Genomic DNA, 21,754 nt, shown 5'->3' with positions numbered 1-21,754 from the left:
CAAGGCTTAAAATTCTATTTTTGAGGTTAAACTACTTTTTTTGAAAATATTGATACAAAAATTTGCTGTAATCTTCGTTGGTTGTCATGTTAATTAAGCTCGCAGCACTGTTTTCAAAAGATTCTTGCAAGTGTCGAAATTTTTGCTTTTGATGCTCTGCAAACTCATATCGCCAGCGAGAATTGGATGTATTGACCCAGACTTCTTGTCCTGTTTCCGAATCTTGCAATAATGCATAACCAACATTTGGAATTTCTTGGTCTTTTTGGTCATAAATTCTTAAACCTAAAAGTTGATGCTTTTTTGAAGCAACCGACAAAACACGTTGGTCGAAATCATCTTGAAAGTCAGAAAACAAAAACAAAAAAGATTTCCGTTTAAAAACGCTCATCATATAATTGAGCGCACCGTCCAAATCGGATTTCGATGGAACATAATCCGCAGTCAAAATATTACTGATAATCGACAAGACATGCTTTCGTCCTTTCTTTGGCGGAACAACTTTGTAGACTTTATCAGCAAACAGAATTAGTCCAACTTTATCGTTATTTCCAACAGCCGAAAAAGCAAGCGATGCGGCAACTTCTGCAACAAATTCGCGTTTTAATCCGTGGTGCGTTCCGTAGTCCATGGAAGCCGAAATATCAACCATGATAATCATCGTCAGTTCGCGCTCTTCTTCCATAACCTTTACGAAAGGTTCGCGGAAACGTGCGGTTTTGTTCCAGTCGATACGTCGGATATCGTCCCCAAATTGGTAAGGTCTAACTTCCGAAAATGTCATCCCTTGACCTTTGAAATTGCTGTGATATTGCCCCATAAGACTCGCTTCCGTCTTCTTGCGAGTACGGATTTCGATTTGTTTTACTTTTTTGACAATATCTTTTATTTCCATTTTTTGTTAATGTAACAGTGATTCGTAAATCCTAAATCTAAAATCGTAAATCTAAAATCGTAAATCTAAAATCGTAAATTGAATTACGGTGCTTGTATTTTAGCTAAAATTCTATCAACGATTTCATCTTGCGATACTTCTTCAGCTTCGGCTTCGAAACTCAGACCAATACGATGTCTTAAAACATCTTTCGCGATAGATTTAACATCCTCAGGAATTACAAAAGCTCTTCCTTTGATGAAAGCGTTGGCGCGCGAAGCGATAGCAAGGTTGATACTTGCTCTTGGCGATGCACCGAAGTTGATAAGATTTTTTAATTCGCCCAAACCATACTTTTCTGGATAACGCGTAGCAAAAACCATGTCCAAAATATACTTTTCGATTTTCTCGTCAAGATAGATTTGGTTAATTAATTTTTTAGCTTCAACAATTTGGTCTAAAGAAATAACTGGACGGATTGTCGGGATATCTTGTGTAGAAATCATACGCATAACCTTTCTTTCGTCCTCGAACTCAGTATATTCGATTTTACATTTCAGCATAAAACGGTCGGTTTGCGCTTCTGGCAAAAGATAAGTTCCTTCTTGGTCGATCGGGTTTTGCGTTGCTAAAACTAAAAAAGGTTTTGGTAATAGCATTGTCTCATCACCGATGGTTACTTGTTTTTCTTGCATTACTTCCAAAAGTGCCGATTGTACTTTTGCTGGCGCACGGTTAATCTCATCCGCCAAAACGAAATTTGCAAAAACAGGTCCTTTTTTGATTGAGAAATCATTGTCTTTAACATTGTAAATCATCGTCCCAACAACATCGGCAGGCAATAAATCTGGCGTAAATTGTATTCTCGAAAACTGTCCGTGTACCGCTTCGGCAAGTGTTTTTATCGCCAAAGTCTTTGCAAGTCCCGGCACACCTTCCAATAGGACGTGACCATTTCCTAGTAATCCGATTAATAAACGGTCTACCATATATTCTTGCCCGATAATGACACGATTGATTTCTTGTTTTAGGAGGTTGAAAAAGTAATTTTGTTCTTTTACTTTTTCCATTAAATTTTTAATATCTTCTGATTGGTTCAGTTCTGACATAATTCGTTTAAATTATTCGGTAAAGGTCTCATAAATCCTAGCATTAGTCAACATAAGAAATGCCAATTATGAGTTAAATATTTGTTAAAAATCTATGCTGTACAAAACGTGCAGATTCTTGTAAAGATTTATGTTATAAAAGAATATTGGGTTATTTGGATTTTAAATGTTAAAAAACAGGTCTAAATCCTTTGTTTTTAGATGCTTCTCATTTGTCACATTCGTATAATTGGAGTAATTTTGAAGTTTAAAAAATTGACTTAAAATGAATTATCATTTTTCGGCACACCGACAAATAAGAAAAAATCTTTTAGAAATATTACAGAACACGCCTAAGGAGGATCTTTTTTTGATTCCTGATGGTTTTAACAATAATATCTATTGGAATATTGCGCACTGTGTCGCGACGCAACAATTGCTGCAATATTATCTTAGTGGAAATGCTTTCCGAATTGATAAATATTGGGTTGAGCAATACAAGAAAGGGACTTTTGCAAAGATGGATGTTGAGCAAACCGAAATTGAAGATTTGTCTTTTCTACTAATCGAAACGTCTAAAGTTTTGATGAAAGATTATGACGCTGAATTTTTTGAGGATTATACACCATATTCAACAAGTTTCGGAGTTGATTTAAAGAATATTCAGGATGCTATTATTTTTAATAATATGCACGAATGCATACATTATGGTTATATTTTGGCGCTTAAACGTGCGATTCTTGGTGAAAGATTAAGCTAAAATTATGAGGTCGATTCTTTATATTTTCGCATTGTTTTTTTTGATGCTGAGCAGTCAGTCTTGGACAAGTGTGACCGAAAAAGAAAAGACGCCAGAACGCTTCAAGTACTACCAAGCGATTGGTAAGAAAAATGAAACTTTGGAAGTAATCTACCTTACTTGGCCAGATAAAAAGCTTCCGAATTTTGTGAGACTTGAGGATTTTAAAAAATATGTTGATAAAAATGAGTTGATAGAACATTGCTTCTATGTTGACTCCAAAAAAAAGTTGGGACCAGAATTTTCGGATGATGTGCGTGACAATTTTGTGAAAAAGATTCCTGTAAAACTAAAAGGAAAATTTTTCGTTACCAAGCAGTTTGATGACAATTTTCCAACAAGAGATTTCGAAGAATTACGCCGAGTGAAAGAACTCGGATTCAAAATAGAAAATGACGAGTACAAAGTGTTCGTTATTGATTAAAAAATTATTTATTATTAAATGAAAGACGATTTTATATTTGGGCTAAGGCCAGTAATCGAAGCGATAGAAGCTGGTAAAACGATTGATAAAGTTTTTGTGCAAAATGCTTTGCAAGGTCCTATCTATGCAGAACTTAAAACTTTATTGACAAAACATAAAATTCGTCCCAATTATGTCCCGATAGAAAAGCTGAACCGTTTTACAAGAAAGAACCACCAGGGTGTAGTCGCTTTTATTTCGGATGTTCCTTTTCACAGCATCGAAGATGTTTTACCTCAGATTTTTGAAGAGGGAAGAGTGCCATTTATTTTGATTTTGGACCGATTAACTGATGTCAGAAATTTTGGTGCAATCTGTAGAACGGCAGAATGCGTTGGTGTTGATGCAGTTGTGATTCCAGAAAAAGGTGCTGCGCCAATTAATTCAGATGCTATCAAAACGTCGGCTGGTGCGATTTACAATATCAAAATATGTAAAGAAAAAAATCTGGCACATGCTGTTGATTATCTGCAACAAAGTGGTGTGTCTGTATTTGCTGCGACAGAAAAGGCTCAAAAATTGCTGTACGATGTTGACTTTACAGAACCTTGCGCTATTGTAATGGGTAACGAAGAAACAGGAATTTCAAAAGAAGTTTTGCATCATAGTGATGAGAAAATAAAACTTCCGATTGAAGGAAAAACGCAATCTCTTAATGTTTCTGTTGCTTGTGGCGCAATGTTGTACGAAGCGATGAGACAGAAAATAACAAAGACATTATAAACACGAACTTAGTTTAGTTCACAAAATAAATTGATGAAAAAGATTTTAGGGATTACATTGTTTGCGGCTGCTTTGGTAGCATGTAAAAAAGAAAATACAAAAACAGTTACCAAAGTTAATCCAGAAACAGGAAAGACGGAAACGGTAACCGTTGAAGTGCCAGCAGAAGAAGCAGTGAAAGCTGCGATTGTGGATAGTGCAGGTATTTACAAACAAAAATTCTTTTTGGAGAAAGGGAAAACTTATCCGTTAGTAGCTTATCAAAGAGATATCCAAAATGTGTCAACACCAGACGGGAAATCTGTTTCTGGGACTTCGGAATCTACAGACGAAATGACAGTAACGGTTAATGATTTCAAAGATAATGTTTACGATTTGTCGGTTAATCTTGTAGCTAAAAGAAATAGCACAAGTGCCAATGGAAAAACGGTTGTATCAGATACCAAAGCTGCAGCGCCAAAAGAGGAGCAACTGAAAGGTATGTACACCATTAACAAAGCGATTACAGGTAATAAGCTAGCCATGAAAATGGATGTTAATGGGAAAATTATTTCGGTGACAGGCTTTGACCCAATCTATACAAAAATTACGACATCCTTAACTGCTTTGGTTAAAGATGCTAAGCAGCGTGCTGAGATTGTTGGTAATTTTAAAAGAGGTTTTAATGAAGCGACTATTAAAGAACAGTTTGAGAAGAATCTAAAAATTATTCCTTCAAAAGGTGTCAAGATAGGAGAGAAGTGGACAACTTCTGAAGATATTATCCCAGGTGGCGAATTGAAGCTGACTTCTACTTATGCTTTAACAAAAGTGGAAAATGGTAAAGCCGAAATTTCTGTCAATGGTACAATCCCAACAAAATCGGATAAAAAAACGAATGAGGGTGTAACACACAGTATGTCATTGGGAGGTTCGCAATCTGGAACTATTATTTTTGACAGCAATACAGGATGGTTATTGCATGAGAACATCAGCATCAAAACCAATCAAAAGGAATCGATATCCGATGGCACAAAAAGCCAAAGTATGACGCAAGCTTCGACATCATCGATTATTATCAATCCTTCGTACAAGTAAGTTTTACTAAGTTGAGGCTTGGTAGCTTTAGTAAAGTCTAATGTGTATTTTTTAATATTATGAAGTATATCATAGAAATCGTTCTCGGAACAATCATTTTTTTCTTTGTATGGAATATTTTGAAAAAAATGTTTTTTAATTCATTTTATCGAAACTTTCCAAACTTCAATCCTAACAATCAGCAGCAAAACCAACGCTCAAATAGGGAAGAAAAGAAGTTGAAAGAAAAAGTTAATTGGGATGCCGAGACTGTAGATTATGAAGAAGTAAAAGAGGAAAAAAAATAAAATGGGAAAAGCCTTTCAGAGTTTCAAACTCCGAAAGGCTTTTGTCGTTAGAAATGGCTTTTTAATGAAAACAGGAAAATGAAGTTTTAAATCTTTTTAATGATGTGGAAAATTTTATATTTTCGCATTCGAATTATAATATTATAAATTTACGATGTTAATGGGGTTAAGGCTTTCAGGGTTCAAAAATCTGAAAGCCTTAATCTAAATTAAAATCAATATATCAACTGAGTTTTTGAATTTTAAATATGAAGAATAAGAATTTGATTTTTGCGGCGGTTAGTCTCGTTATTTTTGTGCTAATTGCTGTCTTATACGCAAATCCTATCATGTCAGGCAAAGAGATGATTCAGCCTGATATTGTGCATTATAAAGGTGGTGCCAAAGAACTTTTGGATTATCGTGCCGAACATGGACAAGAAACCTACTGGAGTGATGCGATGTTTGGTGGTATGCCGACTTATCAAACGGGAGTGCAGTTTCGTGGCGACATCATCAAAAAATTGGACGATGTTATCATGTTTTTGCCAAAGCCAGCCAATTATATTTTCCTGCTGTTTGCCGGTTTTTTCTTTTTGGGAATCGTGGCAACGCGTAATTGGAAATACGCACTTCTAGGAGCAACATTCTTTGGGCTGTCAACTTATTTCTATATCATTATTGCAGCAGGACATAACGGAAAAGTCCATACCATCGCTTATTTTGCGCCCTTGTTGGCAGGGATTTTATTAGTCTATGTTCGCAAAAAGTATTTGCTAGGCTTTGTTGTTACCACGATTTTCATGGGATTACAAGTCAGCGCCAACCACCCGCAGATGACCTATTATCTGTTCTTGGCTTTAGGTTTTTTATTCCTTTCAGAATTGATAAGAGCTTTTCAACACAAGATTACTTGGAAACATTTTGGTATTTCCACTGGGATTTTGGCTCTAGCATTCGCTTTAGGTGTTGGGATGAACTCACAACGTATTATGGCAAATGCCGAATATGTAAAAGAAACAGTTAGAGGAAAACAAATTTTAGACTCTGACAGACATACTTCGGGCAAGTCTGGTATGGACTATGAAAGTATTACAGCTTGGAGTTATGGTAAATTAGAAACGCTTAATTTATTCATCCCAAGATTAATGGGAGGCGGTAGTCAAGAGGAAGGTTCTGAAAAAATGATGGAATACATCCAAGAATGGTATCAAGCTAATGTGACAAGCGAAGGAGCGCATAAGCAGTTTATGAAAGGTTTTGTAAGTCCAACCTATTGGGGCGACCAACCTGGAACTTCGGGGCCTGCTTATCAAGGAGCAGTCGTTTGTTTCTTGGCTTTGTTAGGTTTTTTCTTCGCTTGGAAGAAGTATAGATATTGGATTCTTGGTGCTACGATTTTAACAATATTCTTAGCTTGGGGAAGCAATTTTGCATTCTTAACAGATTTTTTTATTGACTATGTTCCGATGTATAATAAATTCCGTGCACCATCATCAATATTGGTGGTTGTCGAATTATTATTTCCACTAATTGCGATTGTTGGATTGTACAGATTCTTTACGGATGATACATTGACTGACGAATACAAACAAAAAGTCTTAATGTATACGACAGGCGGCGTTTTGGGGGTAACTTTAATTTTGTTGTTTGCTGGAAAAGCAATTTTAGGATTCCATACAGACAAAGAATTAACTTATTTGCAACCCGATTTGCTAAATTATTTAGTTGGCGAACGTTTCAAAATGTTCCAATCGGATGCACTAAAAGCTATGTTGTATGTTGCGATTACTGCGGTGGCAATGTATTTTAGTTTCAAAAAGAAATTATCAGTTAACATCGCTTTAGTGATTATTGGTTTGGTGAGTTTCTTTGACCTTTGGACGGTTAACAAACGATATCTAAATGATGGAAACTTTGCGGACAAAACTTTCGCACAAAATCCTTTCCAGACTGAGAATTCAGAATATTTGATGGAGAAAGCTGGTGACAATCCTTACATACAAGGACTTCTTCAACAAGATAAAGTGAATAAAGTTTTGGAAACGATTTCGTCGAAAGACCAAACGCATTATAGAATTTTCAATACCACTTTGGGAACGTTTAGCGAAACCAATACCTCGAATTTCAAATCCTCTGTTGGTGGTTATCACGCGGTTAAATTGAGACGTTACGATGATCTTATCAACGCTTATTTCTACCAAACGGACAGCATCAGAATGCCACGTGTTCTTAACATGCTGAATGCAAAATACTTTGTTGGTGGCGATCAAAATCAACCAATAAGCTATCCAAACCCAGATGCCAATGGCAATGCGTGGTTTGTGTCAGATATCAAAGTTGCAAATTCTCCAAATGAAGAGTTGAAATCAATTGGCGATTTGGATACCAAGAAAATTGCAATTATCGGCAAGGAAGATCAAGCTTACCTTAACGGAAAGGCGTTGCAAGCAGATTCTACAGCATACATCCAGATTAAAAGTTATGAGGCTAATGCTTTAGAATTCGAAGCACAGACCAAAACGCCTCAGTTGGCGGTTTTCTCAGAGGTCTATTATCCGCACGGTTGGAAGGTGATGATTGATGGGGCAGAAGTGCCATACATCAAAGCCAATTATCTTTTGAGAGCGGTTTATGTTCCGGCTGGCAAGCACCAAATCAGCATGAAATTTGAGCCTGCGGTTATCGAAAAAGGCAAGATGTTCTCGTACGCCAGCGTCGGTGTTTTTGCACTGCTAAGTTTGCTAGGATTTGGCTTGTATTATAAAAAGAAAAATTCCAAAGAAGTTGTCGGTACACAACTTTAAAACAAAATAATCAAAAGCTGTTTCTTTGGAAGCAGCTTTTTTATTTAGGCGCCTTTTCCAGCTGTCACTAGTCGCTTTTTTCTCGGTAGCTTTGGTGCTTCGACTCCGCTCAGCAACCAAGAATTAGCTACCGAGAAAAAGAGCTCCAACATGCCGTTCCATCTGGGGCGCGACAATCTGCTGGTTGTATTTTGTAGGAAATTTTAAATCTTACGTGTTGAAATTTAATAAAAAATTAAAGTAAAATTAGATTTTAATGATTTGGTTTAATTTATTTTTGAAATATTTAAAAATATTTTTATTATGCCTCTAGTAAGAATTTCATTGTCTAAGTCGCATTCTTCAGAAACGCAAGACGCCATTTCGAAAGCTGTTCACCAAGCTTTGATAGAACATTTTAATATTCCTGCTGACGATTATTTCCACATTATAGAAGCGCTAAAGCAACCAAAGCTAAAATATCCTACAACCTATCTTGATGTGGCACATACTGATAATATTGTTTTTGTCCAGATTATTGCAGCAAAAGGAAGAACGACTGAACAAAAAAGAAATCTCTATCAAAAAATTGCAGAGCTAATTGCACAAAATACCTCGATAAAAACGGATGATGTTATCATTACTTTACTCGAAAACGAAAAAGATAATTGGTCATTCGGGCAAGGTGCAATACAAAGTTTTAATCATATTTAATAGGAGTTCGAGATAAAGTACTTTTTTTTATACAAAGCGTTGCTTCTAGTAAAAATCTGAAAGATTTTGTATCGAGAAGTTTTACAAGAAGTTCTCGATACATTTTTTCTTCATTTCATTACGAAAAAACACTCGAACTGACGTCAATTTCCTATCCCGAACTCAGGTTATTTAATAAAAATCCTATCGAACGATAGGATTTTTTTGTTTTGTAATTATGACAGTTAGTAGTCGCGGCAGGGATAGTAAGGGCGCGAGCGAAGCGAGCGGTCTGAAGAAAAGCTAGGCCAAAGTTTTGGCTTCTGAAGACGGAACCCCTGAATAGCCCGAAATGCCGCCCAAATAAAAAAGCTAAGTCTTACGACCTAGCTTTTAATCTATATTTTGATGAAATTATCTTGCGATATTTACGGCTCTCGTTTCTCTGATAACAGTAACTTTTACCTGACCTGGATAGGTTAACTCATTTTGAATTTTCTCCGAAATGTCATACGATAATTGGTGTGCCACTTCATCATTAACTTTCGCACTTTCTACCATCACACGAAGCTCTCTACCAGCTTGGATTGCGTAAGCACTTGATACACCATCGAAGCTTAGGGCAGCTGCTTCTAGATCTTTCAGTCTTTGGATGTAAGATTCCAAAACTTGGCGTCTTGCACCTGGTCTAGCACCAGAAATAGCATCCGCAACTTGGATAATCGGCGATAGAAGAGACGTCATTTCGATTTCGTCGTGGTGCGCACCAATGGCGTTAACCACTTCCGCATTTTCACCATATTTCTCAGCCCACTGCATACCCAATAAAGCGTGAGGAAGCTCTGACTCCTGCTCAGGAACTTTTCCGATATCGTGTAATAGACCAGCTCTTTTTGCCAGTTTAACATTTAATCCTAATTCGGCAGCCATTGTTGCTGCGATGTTTGCAACCTCGCGAGAGTGTTGAAGCAAGTTTTGTCCATAAGATGAACGGAACTTCATACGGCCAACGATTTTTACCAACTCTGGATGAAGACCGTGGATACCAAGGTCGATGATGGTTCTTTTACCAACTTCGATGATTTCTTCCTCGATTTGTTTTTGCGTTTTTTGTACTACTTCTTCGATACGAGCAGGGTGGATTCTTCCGTCTGTCACCAATCTGTGAAGTGAAAGTCTTGCAACTTCTCTTCTTACAGGGTCGAAGCACGATAACAAAATCGCTTCTGGCGTGTCATCAACGATAATCTCTACACCTGTCGCAGCTTCTAGCGCACGGATGTTACGACCTTCGCGTCCGATGATTCTACCTTTAATTTCGTCCGATTCGATGTTGAATACAGAAACAGAATTTTCGATTGCTTGCTCGGTTCCGATTCTTTGGATGGTTTGGATAACGATTTTCTTAGCTTCAGTTTTGGCATTAAGCTGCGCTTCTTCCATAATGTTTTGGACGTAAGCTTGCGCTCTTGTTTTTGCCTCAGCGCGCATAGATTCTACCAATTCTTCTTTAGCTTCCTCAGCAGAATAGTTAGAGATTTTTTCTAACATTTCAACTTTTTGAGCTGTAGCAGCATCTAGTTCTTGTTGTTTGCGATCAACAACTTCTTGTTTTTTTGCGTAGTCCGAAAGTTGCTTTTCTAGGTCTTTTTCTTGACGGCCAACTTTGCTAAGTTCTTCGTTTAGTTTGTGTTCTTTGTCCTTGGTTCTTTTCTCAACCTCCTGCATTTTCTTTTCGCGAGATTGGATGTTAGAATCGTGTTCCGATTTTAGTTCCAAGAATTTTTCTTTTGCTTGTAGATGTTTTTCTTTTTTAATAGTTTCAGCCTGTGTGTTTGCTTTTTCTATAATTGTCTCGGCACTTTTCTTGGCATCTTCTAAGATGAATTTTCCCTTAGAGTTTAGTGAGCTTTTGGAATACATAATTCCTAGAACTGCACCTATTACCAAAGCAACTATACCGATAATAAGCGTAATTGTGGTCATAATTTATAGTGAGTTATTTAATTAATTTTTAAACATAAAAAAACCTACAACAATCCATTATTAAGAGTAAACTCCTAATCAACACGATTTGAACTGTTTTTCATTATCTGTAATCTGCGACTAGGCAGCGCGCCATCTAATGAACATTCGTTCGGCAATTGTTTAGCGTTGAGTTTACCTGCTGTGTTAGAATTATTGTAGGCAGCTTGTATATTTGGAAGATTTTAGTCCTCCAATTCTCCTAATAACTGATTAATTTTTATCAATCGATCATTAGTATTTGTTAAATTCTTTTCATTATTGGTTAAGTGAACTTCGGCGTTGGTTCCTAATTTTAATGCACACATGGCTAAAGCATCTTGCTTGTCGCGTACATCAAAATTCGCTTCGAATTCCTTAATCATCGTTTCAATTTGTTTCCCAACTTTACGTAGGGTTTCTTCTTCGGCAGCGGGGACATTAAGAGGATAGACTCTTCCAGCAATGTTGATGGTAATTCTTCTAATATCCATATCTTATAATCCACTGTTTCGTAATTCTGCAATACAAAAATCAACCTCTTTTATTAATTTATTTAGGTGATTTTTCATCAATTTATTATGATCTGCATTTCCGCTTATAGCTGAATAAAGTTTTAAATCTTTTTGTTCTTCTGCTAAAACTCGATTTCTTTTTTTCTCTTCATCAAATTCATTCTGCAAGTGCTGATAGTCTTTAGAAAGTTCTTCATATTTGTCCATAAGACTAATATGTTTCTTGTGCAACTTCATAATTTTCTTTTCTAATTGCACGAAATTATTTTCTAATTCTGATAGCATCGAGTTTGATAAATTCTAACTATTACAAAAATATAAAAAAACTTCACAAAAAGAAAGATTTTTGGTTTTTATTTAATGTTTTAAATAAGAGCTTTTAACCGCTTGTAACTTAAAGATTTAGTTGATGATTTTTATTATAAAAGAAAAACTTTCACCGATTGATGAAAGTTTTATGTTGTTAAAATGGATATCCAAATGCAAAATTAAGCGTTGGTCGTAATAACTTATTTTTCATCATCACCCAACGTTCGCCTTCGGGCTGGTTAGGATCATACATTTTGTAAGCCAAATCGACACGTAATTTGATGTAGGCAACATTTAATCTAATTCCAAATCCACTACCAACACCCATTTGGCTAATAAATTTATTAAACTTAAACTGGTCGCCAAAGCCATTGTCTTTTAATCCCCAAATGTTACCAGCATCAGTGAAAACTGCAGCTTCGAACATCGTATTAATTGGAAGACGGTATTCGATACTTGTGGTAAGCTTTACGTTGTCCATTGCATAAGAACGTACTCGTGAATCTAATTGTGAATCCGCTGGCCCAAGACCTCCAAAGGCTACCCAAGCTCTAATGTCATTGGAACCACCATTAAAGTAAGAACGGATAAATGGCATATTGCTAGAGTTGCCGTACGGAATACCAATTCCGATAAATTGACGAATTGCCAAAGTATGCGGTTGTGCTCTATCTGCGAATAGTGTGAAATATTTTCTAAAGTCAAAATCAAATTTTACAAACTGAGAATAAGGGATTTTGAAAATCGTTTTTGTATTGTCTCCAATAATACCATCTTGTGTTGTATTTTTAGCAAATAATCCTAAAAAGTTACCTGCTACCTCAAGTTTCCCGCTAAAGTAGAATGGGTTAATTCTGTCTTTCTGCCCAATCTCGTTATAGGTATAATTGTAAATAAATGATGAAATAATAACATCTTGCGTCTGTCTGTCTTTGTTGGCAAGCGATTGACGATAAGAGTTGAATGTATCCGTTTGTTGAGGATCCAATCCTGATTGGAATTGTGTGTCTCTCACAATAATCCTTGATACATTATCCATCGTCAGTTGACCACTCGTATATTGTGCCTGCACATCTGGATGTTGTACAAAATACAAATCAAAAATCTGTTGTCGAATGTCATTGTCCGCCAAGAATAATTGATAATAGTTGTCTTTATTCTGTGTAAAACTGAATTGTGTATTAAACAATGTCAACTTGTGAGAAACGATGTCATTGACGTTGGCATAGTAACTAAGACCTGTGTTAAAGTTAATACGTCCAAGACCAATATTATTTTGAATTGCAGCACCTAAGAAGACACTCGACGTTGGAGAATAGCGCTTCGGAATAACTTTCCAATATCTTTTGAAAGGCACCCAAAGTCTTGGTATCTGCAAGGAAGCTTGCGTCGATAATTCGTAAGCGTTGAAGATGGCATTTTCTTTTTTAGGATCGCTTGTTGTACCAATAATTCCAGAGAAACTTAGGTTAAGGTTTTCGGCACCATTAAAAATATTTCTTGATGTAAGCTCCAAAGATGGCGAAAAACCAAAGTTCAGAATTTCGGAATAATGCAAGTCCATTCCGACTTTGAAATCGTATTTTGGAAGCGGTTTCAGAATATATTTAACATCGATTAAACTGTCGATTTGTTTTGTAGTTCCCTCATTACGAAGACCATCCGAGGCTTGCAATATCGTAAAATTGTTCATTGCAATCAGGTTACGTTTGGTTACATCAAAACTTCTTTGGTCATATTGGTCTCCAGGTTTGTAGATAATAGGAAGCCAAAGCGATTGCGGTTTGTAAGCAGTTGTATCTTTTCTATAAATATAGATGCCTCTAAGGCTGTCTTTTTTTAATGAATGATTTTCAAAATCTTTGATATTATCAGCTACTGCGATTTCAACTTTACCAATTTTAGGTTTAATAAAAGGCGCATCCAAAGAATCTCGATGGATGTCCATTGTTACAGGAACATCTTTACGACTTGATAATGTGTCTGCGGTAAAAAAGATTTGTTCTCCCGAAGCATTAAATTTATAATAACCTTCATCCTTCATCAATTGAGTGATGCGTTTCACTTCCTCTTCTAGAACGGTTTCGTCAAGAATATTTCCTTTTTTTACCAAACTTTTTTTGATGTTGCTTTCATAAAGATTACGAATGCTGGCATCGCTGATGTTGTAATAATAATCTTTAATAAAAGTCGCATCACGGTGTAGTATATTGTATTTAACTTCTGCTTTTTTAGCTAAAGAATCTCTTTTTACAGTATGAGAAACTTCGGCATCCCAATAACCTTTATTTACTAAGAAATTTTTGATGTTTTCAGTGCTGGCTTTCGTTTTGCCATCGCTATAGATAACAGGTTTTTCGCCTACCGTGTGCCAGAATCTGTTCCAAAATAGGTTTCTGCCAACATATTCGGGATGATTGTATTTAATAAAAAGAGAATCACGAAGTTTTTGATTTCTCATTTCATTAGGATAAGTCATATATTCTGTAAGAATACTGTCGTATTTTGGGTTGGCAGCATTATATGCTAAAAGTCCAATAGGAAAAATAAAAAAAGTTTTTTTATTAGGCTTTTGTGCTGCAAAACTTGGGATTTTGTCGCTTAACACTTTGCCATCTTGGTATTGAAATTCGTTTTTGGTCAACAAATATTCGCCAGCTGGAACTTTCTTAGTTGTGCTACAAGCGTGGAGTATTAACAAGACCAGACTTGCTGATAAACAAAATATATAATACTTTTGGGAATATTTTCGAAAATGCTTACTTCTCATAAAATAAAAATAATACAATCTCTCGATAAAAAGAAATTTAGACAAAAATACAATTTGTTTTTAGTTGAGAGTAATAAGATTATTAAAGAACTTGCGAATTCTAATGTTAAAATTTTAGAAATTTACTCCACAAAGCCCGAAGACTTGAAAAGTCTCTTCCGAAATGTCGATATTTTTGAAATTGACGAAAGAGAGCTTCGTAAAATAAGTTTTTTACAAAATCCAAAAGATTCAGTTGCTGTTTGCTCTTTGGAGACTGCAAAAGTTAATGATGTTAACCGCCAAATTATTTTGGATGGTATCCAAGATCCCGGAAATTTAGGGACAATTATTCGTTTGGCAGACTGGTTTGGAATAGAGCAAGTAATTTGCAGTCAAGATACGGTTGATCTTCATAATCCAAAAGTTTTGATGTCAACAATGGGCTCTTTTACTAGAGTTAATGTCTGTTATGTGGAGTTGGAAGATTACCTGAAAACCTATGAACATCCAATTATCGGGACAGATATGGAGGGCGAAAGCATTTATAAAAAAGAATTCCCATCAAAATTCAGCTTGGTGCTGGGCAATGAGGGGAATGGTATGCGTCCTAATGTTGAAGAACTTTTGACGGAAGTTGTGACAATCCCAAGATTCGGAAAGCAACAATCGACCGAAAGTCTCAACGTGTCTATGGCGACGGGAATAATTTTAGGTCAAATATTTTCAGATCAAAATTAATACTAAATCAGTTTTTCTAAGCTACTTGCAGTTTTGTGACGTTGATAGTCTTCCAGTTTTTCTCTGATAAATTTAAGAGCGAAAGGCGCAACATATACCAAAGCGAGGCCAATTAGTTTTTTGTTCCAGTTGGAATTGTTAAGATTTTTGCGCGCGTAGTTACCCACCAACGTGACTGCACCAAGGCGAACCGCCGTTTCCAAAAGTCCAGAATCAACTGTATTATTTGCAAGTCCTACTAAGCCTTTTGGCGAAGTGCTTTCGCGGATACTTTCCGAGACTTCGCGCATGATGTTTTTGGTGTTTAAACTTAAAGATTGATGTCCTTCTGCATCTTCGGTTTCTTTCAGATATTTATCGGTAATTCCGTTGGTAAGGACACTTAAGCTTTCTTTTTTATTTTTGAAAGTTAAAAGTTCTTCCATATTTTGAATATCGTCTCTAAGAAGTGCTTTTTTTCTTCTTAATTCGTCTAGATTGTTGTATTGATGTGACATAATTAGCGATTTAGAAAGTGAAGAACATTATTGGCTACAGAAGTTATTATTTTCTTTCTCATTGCTATGACAATTATCATTATTAATAAATAAAATCCTGCGACAATTAAAAATCCGTACGATACATTGTTAAGAGCTTGACCAATAAGGAAAGCAATTCCGAAGTTGAATAGTATTATAAAGAATGTGAATACCACAACCATCGTTAAGACGAAAGTAACAATCCCTGTTGATAATGAGGATTTTTCGATGATTTCTAGTCGTGTAAGGTCAATTCTCTTGTTAATATATTCCTTAAGTAGATCTATCATAGTAGATGTTTTAGTAAAGTTACAAAAATTTACAAAAAAAGGAACTTAGTGGACTAAGTTCCTTTATAATTCACTCTAGATTGGCGATTATTTCATTCCGTCTAGTTCTGTCTCAACATCTTTAACAACATCAGTTGCTTTAGACACCATTTGGTCTTTGTATTTATCATAACCTTCTTTAACAGAAGATGCGATGTTGTTAGCTGTATCTTTAACTTGAGAAGAGATTGTATTGTATTTGTCTTTCACTTGGTCAGAAACGTTTCCGTATTGTTCTTTCACTTTTTCAGACGTTTTCTGATATTGCTCGTTAGCTTGATCTTTAAGATCTTCAGCTTTTTTCTTGATTTTCTTTCTTGTTTCTTTTCCTTCTTCAGGAGCGTATAGAAGTCCCATAACAACACCAACTGCTGCACCTGCTAATAGACCTGCTAAGATTCCTGCTGAATTATTTTTTCTAGACATAATGTGTGATTTTTTTTGATTAATGTTTAACTTGATTAATTATAAATTTTTAGTTGCAACAAGTGTACCAAAGGATTTTAAGATTCATTAAACTTTGTTAAAATGTTGCTACTTTATATACGAAAGCATCAATTCGATAGTTTGTTCTTTTGTAAGGTCAGAATTGTCTATCAATATGGCATCTTCTGCCTGACGAAGTGGCGCAACTTCTCTTTCGGAGTCAATTTTGTCACGATCCATCAAATTTTGTTTTACCTCTTCGATGCTAATGTTTTCTCCAAAACCTAGAAGTTCCAAGTGTCTTCTTTTTGCACGTTCGTCGGTACTTGCGGTTAAGAAAAATTTGAAATCTGCATTTGGCAAAACCACCGTTCCGATGTCGCGGCCATCCATTATCACGCCGCCAGTTTTAGCCATATTACGTTGAGTGTCTAGTAAAAAAGCACGGACTTCGGGAAGTTTTGCAACTTGACTAACATTAGCAGAAACTTGTGGTTGACGGATTTCCTTATCGATGTTGGTTCCGTTTAGAAATAATTGAAGTTCGTCATCCTTTTTCTCAAAAATCAAATTAATTTTTGGTAGTTCTTCAATAAGTTGTTCCAAATTAACCTCCTTGTTTTCATCAAGACAATGTGTTAGCGCATAGTAAGTGATACCACGATAAAGTGCGCCAGTGTCCATGTGTATTAGTCCAAGACGTTTGGCGATAACTTTGGAGATAGAACTTTTTCCGGTAGACGAATAGCCGTCAATGGCGATAACCCAATTTTTTGTCATTTCTGAATTTCTGATACAAATTTAGAAATTTTAAAAAGGAAAAAGCTATTGCAAAATAAAGAAATTTGACTTAGAGCCTATTTGAAAATTTATCGTCGATTGCCACTAAGTTCTATAAGGTCGATGCTAAGCCCGAACATATTGACGTTGGAAGCATTGTGATAGCGTGCATGCGAATAATCGAATTTGAAATAAGAAATTTTCACACCAAATCCTGCAGAAACACCTGAGAAGTTACGTTGGTCAAGGACTGCCATTTCATTTCCTCTTTTAACATTATATCCAAATCTAATATTAAATGCTTGCTCTGGAAATAACTCGACACCAAAGGATAAATGGTCCATTACTTTTCTTCCAAAATTGACAGGTTGCCCGTTGATATTGGTTTCTTGCGAAATGTCAAATTTTTGCAAATCATGTAAAGTCACTGTTATGGCAGCTGGAAATTGTTCCAAAATTTTGGTGTATCCTAAATCTATTCTAAATGGCAAATCTTCTCGCACACCATTGAATGGCTTAAACTGATAACCAAAATTACGAGCAACTAAGGAAAGTGTTTCTTTGTTTCTTTCGTTGTGGTAAGTTACCCCAGCGTTTGCAGAAACAGCCATCGAACTGTAATTGTCAATTTTTGAAGTAACAAAATTAACGTTCCCTCCAATTGTCCAATCATCTTCTAGTTGATAAGCATAACCAGCACCAATTGAAGCATCCATTGCAGAAAACTCGCCGAGGATATTTGCACTTTCGTCAGTTCTTGGCATTTTTCCATAATCCATGTAACGTGCATTGATGGAAATTAAATGACCTTGCTCCAAATCTTTAACATAGCTTATGGTTCCGATTTTGGAATCGGCTAGATAAGATGCGTAATTTACAGATACCATATTATCCATTTCAATATTCATCAAAGATGGATTGGCAGCAGTCATATTAACATCGTAATCTCTTATCGACACGGCATCGCCTCCCAAAGCAGATTGTCGGGGAGACACAGGAATATCTAGAAAAGGATATACATTGGTACCTAATTGTGCATAGACCAAACTACTGCATATCGCTAAAGATAAAATAGAAATCTTCTTCAAAATCGCTTCTCTTATTTGCAAAAATAGATTTTTTTAAAATTTAACAAAATATTTAGACGTTAAACTTACTTCTTCATAACGTAATTCTGTTGCATTCCTTATATTTGCAGCAACAAAATTTTAAAAGAAAAATGAAACCTTAGCTTTTGCGGGGCATTGGACTGATTAAAATGTAATAAAAAAATAAAAGATGAAATATAAAAGAATCCTTCTAAAACTAAGTGGAGAAGCCTTGATGGGAGAACGTCAATACGGTATTGATAACGAACGTCTTAAAGAATATGCGGAAGAGATTAAAAAAGTAGTAGATAAAGGTTGCGAAGTTGCAATTGTTATCGGAGGAGGAAATATTTTCAGAGGATTGGCTGGCGCTGCAAAAGGTATGGATCGTGTACAAGGCGATTATATGGGAATGTTGGCAACAGTTATTAACGGAATGGCTTTACAAGGAGCTTTGGAAGATGCTGGTATCAAAACTAGACTTCAATCAGCTATAGAAATGGATAAAGTTGCGGAACCTTTCATTAAAAGAAGAGCTGTTCGTCATTTAGAAAAAGGTAGAGTGGTCATTTTTGGAGCGGGTACAGGTAATCCATATTTTACAACAGATACTGCAGCAACACTTCGTGCAATCGAAATTGATGCTAATGTTATCCTTAAAGGAACTAGAGTAGACGGTATCTATGACAGCGATCCAGAGAAAAATGCTGATGCGGTTAAATTTAATAGCTTATCTTTCGAAGAGGTTTTTGAAAAAAATCTAAAAGTGATGGATATGACGGCTTTCACTTTGAGCCACGAAAACAAATTGCCAATCATCGTTTTTGATATGAATAAACAAGGTAATCTTGAGCGTCTTGTTGATGGTGAAATGATCGGTACTTTGGTTAACTAAAATAAAAATTAAATGTCGAAGTTTTATTAATGTAGAAAACTCGACTCGCAAAATTAATTGTCAATTATCAAACTTTAAATATACAATGGAAGAATTAGAACTAATCGTAGCATCAGTAAAAGAAGAGATGAATGCTGCGCTTAAGCATTTGGATCACGCTTTTCAAAAGATTAGAGCAGGTAGAGCATCTACAGCTATGGTACAAGATGTTATGGTAGAATATTATGGTTCTATGACGCCTATCAATCAAGTAGCGAATGTTTCTGTACCAGATGCAATGACTATTTCGATTCAACCTTGGGATAGAGGAGCGATTAACGCAATCGAAAAAGCTATTATCAACTCTAACTTAGGTTTTGCGCCTTCTAACAATGGGGATGTTATTATCCTTAATGTTCCACCTTTAACAGAAGAGCGTCGTAAAGATTTGGCAAAACAAGCAAAAAGCGAAGCAGAGCAAAGTAAAATCGTTATCAGAAATGCTCGTCAAGAGGGAATGAAAGATCTTAAAAAACTAGATGGTGTTTCTGAAGACTTGGTGAAAGGTAGCGAAAAAGACATACAAGATCTTACAGATCAATATATTAAAAAGATTGATGATGCTTTCAAAGTGAAAGAAGCGGAAATCTTAAAAGTTTAAAAAATTAAAAGATTTAGAAATTTTCTAAATCTTTTTTTTATGTTAAAATTCATCATTTTTTTAAATTAATTTCAGATAAAATTTAAACAGTTATTCATTTTTTAAATTCTCATTTTTATTTATGAATTTTTTTGAAATTCATAATTCTATTTTTTTGCTTTTCGGGGCATAAATATTTACTATTTATTAAATATTATATTATATTTGCTGGAATTTAATTTCCTAGTAATAATGAGAGATAAATTCCTTACATGGGGACTGGTATTAGTCCTTGCTACGACAGTTATCGCTGTTCTTATTAAAGCCCATTATTGGATTCCAATTACGCTGGCTGCTATTTACATCTTAGGTATTTTCAATGCCACGCAGACCAAGCATGCGATTTTAAGAAACTTCCCTGTATTAGGGCTTTTCCGTTATATGTTGGAAGGGATTTCTCCCGAAATTCAACAGTATTTTATTGAAAGAGAAACAGATGGTAAGCCTTTTCCAAGAAATCAAAGATCTGCAGCTTATCGTCGTGCAAAAAATATTAGCGACACTGTAGCTTTTGGTACTCAATTAGAAATTAACAATAGAAAATACGAAGGTATTAAGCATTCTATTTATGCTAAAACACCGTCGCACGAATTGCCAAGAACAACGATTGGTGGTCCAGATTGTTTGCAACCATATAATGCGTCATTGTTTAATATTTCTGCAATGTCGTTTGGTGCCTTATCAGACAGAGCGCATATCTCTCTTAACAGAGGTGCGAAAAAAGGACAATTCTATCACAATACAGGTGAAGGTGGTATTTCTCCTTATCACATGGAAGGTGGAGATTTGTGTTGGCAAATTGGTACAGGATATTTTGGATGTCGTGATGACGAAGGAAAATTCAATCCAGAATTGTTTACAAAGTATGCAACGATGGACAACGTGAAGATGATTGAGATTAAACTTTCTCAAGGTGCTAAGCCAGGTCATGGTGGTGTACTTCCAGGTGTTAAAAATACACCGGAGATTGCTGCAATTCGTCACGTAAAACCAGGTATTACAGTATTGTCGCCTCCAGGACATAGCGCATTCTCGACTGCAGCTGGATTATTACAATTTGTGAAACAACTTAGAGATTTATCAGGTGGTAAACCAGTAGGTTTCAAACTTTGTATTGGAGATACTAAAGAGTTTGAAGAAATATGTGCTCAAATGAATGTTCTTAAAATCTATCCAGATTTTATTACTGTTGATGGAGCTGAAGGTGGTACAGGAGCTGCGCCGCCAGAATTCTCTGATGGTGTTGGTATGCCATTAGAACCAGCTTTAATTTTTGTAAACTCGACGCTTAAAAACTTTAATGTTAGAGATAAAGTTAAAATTATCGCTTCTGGAAAAGTGTTGACGTCTTTAGATATTTTGAGAGCAATTGCTATGGGAGCTGACACTTGTAACAATGCGAGAGGCTTTATGTTTGCTTTGGGTTGTATCCAAGCGCTTCAATGTAACTCAAATACTTGTCCAACTGGTGTTGCAACGCAAAACAAAATGTTGATTAAAGGACTAGACGTAACAGATAAGGCGGAACGTGTATACCACTTCCACAAAAATACCTTACATACTTGCAACGAATTGATTGCTGCGGCTGGTAGAACTTCTTATGACCAAGTTGATGCTTCGATGTTTATGCGAGGTGACGAGTTCGAGCATTTAGCAGACACTTACTTCCCTGATGTATTAGGAAATGTAAGAAAAAGATAATTGATATTAATGACTGTTTGATAGCAATATATAAAACCTGAATTCTTTTAATTCAGGTTTTTTTTGTTTATTTTTGTACATCTAAAAAAGTAAAAAGAAAGAATGAATTCCTACAAAAATCCTCTTGAAGAACGCTACTCAAGTGAGGAAATGCTTTACAATTTTTCCCCGAATAATAAATTCAGAACTTGGAGACAATTGTGGATTGCATTGGCAGAAATCGAAAAAGATTTAGGCTTAGACATCACAGA

22 protein-coding genes and 1 pseudogene are annotated in these 21,754 nt (G+C 35.7%); 12 read left to right on the top strand and 11 right to left on the bottom strand.

Going from position 1 to position 21,754, the window contains the following annotated elements:
• Positions 1-31: 31 nt before the first annotated feature.
• Both Q1V95_RS11655 and Q1V95_RS11650 read right to left on the bottom strand, forming a co-directional pair.
• Complete coding sequence (locus Q1V95_RS11655; RefSeq protein WP_300674096.1) at positions 32-895, bottom strand: DUF58 domain-containing protein; 864 nt, start codon at positions 893-895, stop codon at positions 32-34.
• Positions 896-978: 83 nt separating this feature from the next.
• Positions 979-1,983, bottom strand: a complete 1,005-nt coding sequence (locus Q1V95_RS11650) for a MoxR family ATPase (protein WP_300674093.1) — start codon at positions 1,981-1,983, stop codon at positions 979-981.
• Between the two features lie 265 nt (positions 1,984-2,248).
• On the opposite strand from Q1V95_RS11650, the gene Q1V95_RS11645 reads away from it, so the two are divergent.
• The 7 genes from Q1V95_RS11645 to Q1V95_RS11615 all read left to right on the top strand — a co-directional run bounded on the left by Q1V95_RS11645 (position 2,249) and on the right by Q1V95_RS11615 (position 8,790).
• Positions 2,249-2,722, top strand: a complete 474-nt coding sequence (locus tag Q1V95_RS11645) for a DinB family protein (RefSeq protein ID WP_300674091.1) — start codon at positions 2,249-2,251, stop codon at positions 2,720-2,722.
• Positions 2,723-2,726: 4 nt separating this feature from the next.
• Entirely contained in the window at positions 2,727-3,185 is a 459-nt protein-coding gene (locus Q1V95_RS11640; RefSeq protein ID WP_300674089.1) for a hypothetical protein, read from the top strand.
• A gap of 18 nt (positions 3,186-3,203) precedes the next feature.
• Complete coding sequence (gene rlmB, locus Q1V95_RS11635; RefSeq protein ID WP_300674086.1) at positions 3,204-3,947, top strand: 23S rRNA (guanosine(2251)-2'-O)-methyltransferase RlmB; 744 nt, start codon at positions 3,204-3,206, stop codon at positions 3,945-3,947.
• A 33-nt stretch (positions 3,948-3,980) separates the two neighbouring features.
• Entirely contained in the window at positions 3,981-5,024 is a 1,044-nt protein-coding gene (locus Q1V95_RS11630; protein ID WP_300674084.1) for a DUF6263 family protein, read from the top strand.
• A 59-nt stretch (positions 5,025-5,083) separates the two neighbouring features.
• Complete coding sequence (locus tag Q1V95_RS11625; RefSeq protein ID WP_300674081.1) at positions 5,084-5,311, top strand: hypothetical protein; 228 nt, start codon at positions 5,084-5,086, stop codon at positions 5,309-5,311.
• A 248-nt stretch (positions 5,312-5,559) separates the two neighbouring features.
• Positions 5,560-8,097 carry a YfhO family protein gene (locus Q1V95_RS11620; RefSeq protein WP_300674078.1) on the top strand — a complete coding sequence of 846 codons (2,538 nt, stop codon included), beginning with the start codon at positions 5,560-5,562 and terminating at the stop codon, positions 8,095-8,097.
• A gap of 303 nt (positions 8,098-8,400) precedes the next feature.
• The gene (locus Q1V95_RS11615; protein ID WP_300674076.1) at positions 8,401-8,790 is read left to right on the top strand and encodes a tautomerase family protein; all 390 of its coding nucleotides are present in this window, start codon (positions 8,401-8,403) and stop codon (positions 8,788-8,790) included.
• A gap of 393 nt (positions 8,791-9,183) precedes the next feature.
• Here Q1V95_RS11615 and rny read toward each other — a convergent pair whose 3' ends face one another.
• From rny to Q1V95_RS11595, 4 genes are all read right to left on the bottom strand, one after another.
• A complete protein-coding gene (gene rny, locus Q1V95_RS11610) occupies positions 9,184-10,755 on the bottom strand; it encodes a ribonuclease Y (RefSeq protein ID WP_300674074.1) in 1,572 nt (523 codons plus the stop codon).
• Between the two features lie 224 nt (positions 10,756-10,979).
• On the bottom strand, positions 10,980-11,267 hold the full coding sequence (locus Q1V95_RS11605) for a cell division protein ZapA (protein WP_300674072.1): 288 nt from the start codon (positions 11,265-11,267) through the stop codon (positions 10,980-10,982).
• Positions 11,268-11,270: 3 nt separating this feature from the next.
• Positions 11,271-11,495 carry a hypothetical protein gene (locus Q1V95_RS11600; RefSeq protein ID WP_300674070.1) on the bottom strand — a complete coding sequence of 75 codons (225 nt, stop codon included), beginning with the start codon at positions 11,493-11,495 and terminating at the stop codon, positions 11,271-11,273.
• Positions 11,496-11,751: 256 nt separating this feature from the next.
• Positions 11,752-14,367 (bottom strand): BamA/TamA family outer membrane protein, encoded by a 2,616-nt coding sequence (locus Q1V95_RS11595; protein ID WP_300674068.1) that lies wholly within the window; start codon positions 14,365-14,367, stop codon positions 11,752-11,754.
• On the opposite strand from Q1V95_RS11595, the gene Q1V95_RS11590 reads away from it, so the two are divergent.
• Positions 14,353-15,087, top strand: coding sequence for an RNA methyltransferase (locus tag Q1V95_RS11590; protein WP_300674066.1), 735 nt, complete (start codon positions 14,353-14,355; stop codon positions 15,085-15,087). The two genes, Q1V95_RS11595 and Q1V95_RS11590, sit on opposite strands and share 15 nt — an antisense overlap.
• 2 nt (positions 15,088-15,089) lie before the next feature.
• Here Q1V95_RS11590 and Q1V95_RS11585 read toward each other — a convergent pair whose 3' ends face one another.
• From Q1V95_RS11585 to porQ, 5 genes are all read right to left on the bottom strand, one after another.
• The gene (locus Q1V95_RS11585) at positions 15,090-15,584 is read right to left on the bottom strand and encodes a phosphoribosyl-ATP pyrophosphatase (RefSeq protein ID WP_300674063.1); all 495 of its coding nucleotides are present in this window, start codon (positions 15,582-15,584) and stop codon (positions 15,090-15,092) included.
• Between the two features lie 2 nt (positions 15,585-15,586).
• Entirely contained in the window at positions 15,587-15,895 is a 309-nt protein-coding gene (locus Q1V95_RS11580) for a phage holin family protein (protein ID WP_300674060.1), read from the bottom strand.
• Positions 15,896-15,982: 87 nt separating this feature from the next.
• The gene (locus Q1V95_RS11575) at positions 15,983-16,360 is read right to left on the bottom strand and encodes a YtxH domain-containing protein (protein ID WP_300674057.1); all 378 of its coding nucleotides are present in this window, start codon (positions 16,358-16,360) and stop codon (positions 15,983-15,985) included.
• Positions 16,361-16,468: 108 nt separating this feature from the next.
• A complete protein-coding gene (gene cmk / locus Q1V95_RS11570) occupies positions 16,469-17,140 on the bottom strand; it encodes a (d)CMP kinase (protein WP_300674054.1) in 672 nt (223 codons plus the stop codon).
• A gap of 89 nt (positions 17,141-17,229) precedes the next feature.
• Positions 17,230-18,249 (bottom strand): type IX secretion system protein PorQ, encoded by a 1,020-nt coding sequence (gene porQ / locus Q1V95_RS11565; protein ID WP_300674052.1) that lies wholly within the window; start codon positions 18,247-18,249, stop codon positions 17,230-17,232.
• A gap of 169 nt (positions 18,250-18,418) precedes the next feature.
• Here porQ and pyrH point away from each other — a divergent pair, with 169 nt between their 5' ends.
• The 4 genes and pseudogenes from pyrH to Q1V95_RS11545 form a co-directional block, all read left to right on the top strand.
• Positions 18,419-19,123: a UMP kinase gene (gene pyrH / locus Q1V95_RS11560; protein WP_300674049.1), complete on the top strand. Its 705-nt coding sequence runs from the start codon at positions 18,419-18,421 to the stop codon at positions 19,121-19,123.
• Positions 19,124-19,208: 85 nt separating this feature from the next.
• The gene (gene frr, locus Q1V95_RS11555; RefSeq protein ID WP_300674047.1) at positions 19,209-19,763 is read left to right on the top strand and encodes a ribosome recycling factor; all 555 of its coding nucleotides are present in this window, start codon (positions 19,209-19,211) and stop codon (positions 19,761-19,763) included.
• 231 nt (positions 19,764-19,994) lie between these two features.
• Positions 19,995-21,503 (top strand): FMN-binding glutamate synthase family protein, encoded by a 1,509-nt coding sequence (locus Q1V95_RS11550; protein ID WP_300674045.1) that lies wholly within the window; start codon positions 19,995-19,997, stop codon positions 21,501-21,503.
• Between the two features lie 102 nt (positions 21,504-21,605).
• Positions 21,606-21,754, top strand: a pseudogene (locus Q1V95_RS11545) (adenylosuccinate lyase); the annotation flags it as partial.

This window comes from Soonwooa sp., from assembly GCF_030151385.1.
Classification (GTDB): Bacteria; Bacteroidota; Bacteroidia; order Flavobacteriales; family Weeksellaceae; genus Soonwooa.
Note: the sequence above shows the minus strand (reverse complement) of the source record. Positions and strands in the feature narration are given on the sequence as shown.

Coding starts and splice junctions, on each gene's coding strand:
- pyrH (WP_300674049.1), top strand. CDS start 18,419: ATGAAATATAAAAGAATCCTTCTAAAACTAAGTGGAGAAGCCTTGATG.
- rlmB (WP_300674086.1), top strand. CDS start 3,204: ATGAAAGACGATTTTATATTTGGGCTAAGGCCAGTAATCGAAGCGATA.
- Q1V95_RS11580 (WP_300674060.1), bottom strand. CDS start 15,895: ATGATAGATCTACTTAAGGAATATATTAACAAGAGAATTGACCTTACA.
- Q1V95_RS11615 (WP_300674076.1), top strand. CDS start 8,401: ATGCCTCTAGTAAGAATTTCATTGTCTAAGTCGCATTCTTCAGAAACG.
- Q1V95_RS11590 (WP_300674066.1), top strand. CDS start 14,353: ATGCTTACTTCTCATAAAATAAAAATAATACAATCTCTCGATAAAAAG.
- Q1V95_RS11630 (WP_300674084.1), top strand. CDS start 3,981: ATGAAAAAGATTTTAGGGATTACATTGTTTGCGGCTGCTTTGGTAGCA.
- Q1V95_RS11650 (WP_300674093.1), bottom strand. CDS start 1,983: ATGTCAGAACTGAACCAATCAGAAGATATTAAAAATTTAATGGAAAAA.
- Q1V95_RS11550 (WP_300674045.1), top strand. CDS start 19,995: ATGAGAGATAAATTCCTTACATGGGGACTGGTATTAGTCCTTGCTACG.
- Q1V95_RS11585 (WP_300674063.1), bottom strand. CDS start 15,584: ATGTCACATCAATACAACAATCTAGACGAATTAAGAAGAAAAAAAGCA.
- Q1V95_RS11640 (WP_300674089.1), top strand. CDS start 2,727: ATGAGGTCGATTCTTTATATTTTCGCATTGTTTTTTTTGATGCTGAGC.
- rny (WP_300674074.1), bottom strand. CDS start 10,755: ATGACCACAATTACGCTTATTATCGGTATAGTTGCTTTGGTAATAGGT.
- Q1V95_RS11605 (WP_300674072.1), bottom strand. CDS start 11,267: ATGGATATTAGAAGAATTACCATCAACATTGCTGGAAGAGTCTATCCT.
- Q1V95_RS11645 (WP_300674091.1), top strand. CDS start 2,249: ATGAATTATCATTTTTCGGCACACCGACAAATAAGAAAAAATCTTTTA.
- Q1V95_RS11620 (WP_300674078.1), top strand. CDS start 5,560: ATGAAGAATAAGAATTTGATTTTTGCGGCGGTTAGTCTCGTTATTTTT.
- frr (WP_300674047.1), top strand. CDS start 19,209: ATGGAAGAATTAGAACTAATCGTAGCATCAGTAAAAGAAGAGATGAAT.
- Q1V95_RS11600 (WP_300674070.1), bottom strand. CDS start 11,495: ATGGACAAATATGAAGAACTTTCTAAAGACTATCAGCACTTGCAGAAT.
- Q1V95_RS11655 (WP_300674096.1), bottom strand. CDS start 895: ATGGAAATAAAAGATATTGTCAAAAAAGTAAAACAAATCGAAATCCGT.
- Q1V95_RS11595 (WP_300674068.1), bottom strand. CDS start 14,367: ATGAGAAGTAAGCATTTTCGAAAATATTCCCAAAAGTATTATATATTT.
- Q1V95_RS11625 (WP_300674081.1), top strand. CDS start 5,084: ATGAAGTATATCATAGAAATCGTTCTCGGAACAATCATTTTTTTCTTT.
- Q1V95_RS11575 (WP_300674057.1), bottom strand. CDS start 16,360: ATGTCTAGAAAAAATAATTCAGCAGGAATCTTAGCAGGTCTATTAGCA.
- cmk (WP_300674054.1), bottom strand. CDS start 17,140: ATGACAAAAAATTGGGTTATCGCCATTGACGGCTATTCGTCTACCGGA.